This is a genomic window from Sulfitobacter sp. 1A13679 (assembly GCF_043557115.1).
Lineage (GTDB): Bacteria > Pseudomonadota > Alphaproteobacteria > Rhodobacterales > Rhodobacteraceae > Sulfitobacter > Sulfitobacter faviae.
The window spans coordinates 1-1,113 of record NZ_JBIFFO010000066.1 but is presented as its reverse complement, the minus strand read 5'-3'; the positions used below and the strand labels follow the sequence as shown (position 1 = coordinate 1,113).

The 1,113-nt window shown below is 53.3% G+C and carries 3 protein-coding genes; 2 read left to right on the top strand and 1 reads right to left on the bottom strand.

The window, feature by feature from the left end; all coding sequences use genetic code 11:
* Positions 1-23: 23 nt before the first annotated feature.
* Positions 24-353, top strand: coding sequence for a hypothetical protein (locus tag ACGYLA_RS19560; RefSeq protein ID WP_394434648.1), 330 nt, complete (start codon positions 24-26; stop codon positions 351-353).
* 21 nt (positions 354-374) lie between these two features.
* On the top strand, positions 375-731 hold the full coding sequence (locus tag ACGYLA_RS19555) for a cupin domain-containing protein (protein ID WP_132447058.1): 357 nt from the start codon (positions 375-377) through the stop codon (positions 729-731).
* A 76-nt stretch (positions 732-807) separates the two neighbouring features.
* On the opposite strand, the gene ACGYLA_RS19550 is transcribed toward ACGYLA_RS19555, so the two are convergent.
* On the bottom strand, positions 808-1,113 hold a 306-nt coding region (locus ACGYLA_RS19550; RefSeq protein ID WP_394434645.1), incomplete at its 5' end, for a winged helix-turn-helix transcriptional regulator.

Below are 1,113 nucleotides of genomic sequence, written 5' to 3'. Positions count from 1 at the left end.
TAAACCACGACGCATAACTGAGGGTGGGTCAAATCTCGGTGAAAATACCGGGTCAGTTCTCAGTGACAATCAACAGGGAACGCTTCATACCCTACGAGGACCGCCCCGAATATGTCGAAGAAGTTAAGAAGCACACCTGTGATTTCTTCGCGGCAGGAAGCGGAGGTCCTGACAACTACCGGGGGCGCAGTATGGCCGAAGCACATCGTGGGATGAACATTAGTGCTGCTGAATATGAGGCAGCATCAAACGATATCATGAACACGATGACTGCTCTGAAATACGATGGGACATCCCGCTCAATGGTGCATGACGTCCTCCGCACTTTGGAGAGTGTCATCCTGCACAAATGAACGACAAAGAAAGGACCGACCATGGATAATGCAATCGAGATCAGACGTTTTGAGAACCCCGATGAGGCTTTGGATATGAAGGAAGCTGGCGGGATCAACATTGTTAAAATGAGCCACGGGACGACAGGCATGCGCGCTGTGTTTGAGCCTGGATGGACCTGGGAGAAAAATGAAAAACCGCTTCTTGGGTCCCCGGATACCTGCCCGATGCACCACGTTGGCTATTGCCTGTCTGGCAAACTGATTGTGCGCATGGTCCAGACAGAAAAGGTAACTGCGATCACGCCAGGTGACTTCTTCGAAATCCCTCCAGGCCACGATGCTTACGTTGAGGGTTCGGAAAAGGTCGAACTGATCCTTTTCGGGGCACCATCGTGATGCACATGGCTGACTGAAGGCAGCACTCATAGGTCTCTTGATTGACCCGTTTTACCTCTGCTTTTTTCGAGCGCACTTAGACTTTAATCTTTTCAATATCCTTCAGCACCGCATGCACGGCAAGGCCTGTCTCAGTCAGCCCATAGGTCACCTTGGGCGGAATGGTATTCTCTTGTTCGCGCCAAACCAGCCCATCGGCTTCCAACTCCCGCAGGCGGGTGGTCAGCACCTTGGGAGAGATGCCGGTGATCTGGCGTCGCAACACACCGAAGCGGCAGGCCCGCTGATCGCCTAACACGTAGATTACATGGGTTTTCCATTGTCCCCAGAGCTTGCGCAGCAGCGTGTCCGCCGCGCAGGGGATATCAACTGCGTCCCGGTC

Excerpts from the sequence above, each read along its gene's own strand:
- ACGYLA_RS19555 (WP_132447058.1), top strand. The coding sequence starts at position 375 with ATGGATAATGCAATCGAGATCAGACGTTTTGAGAACCCCGATGAGGCT.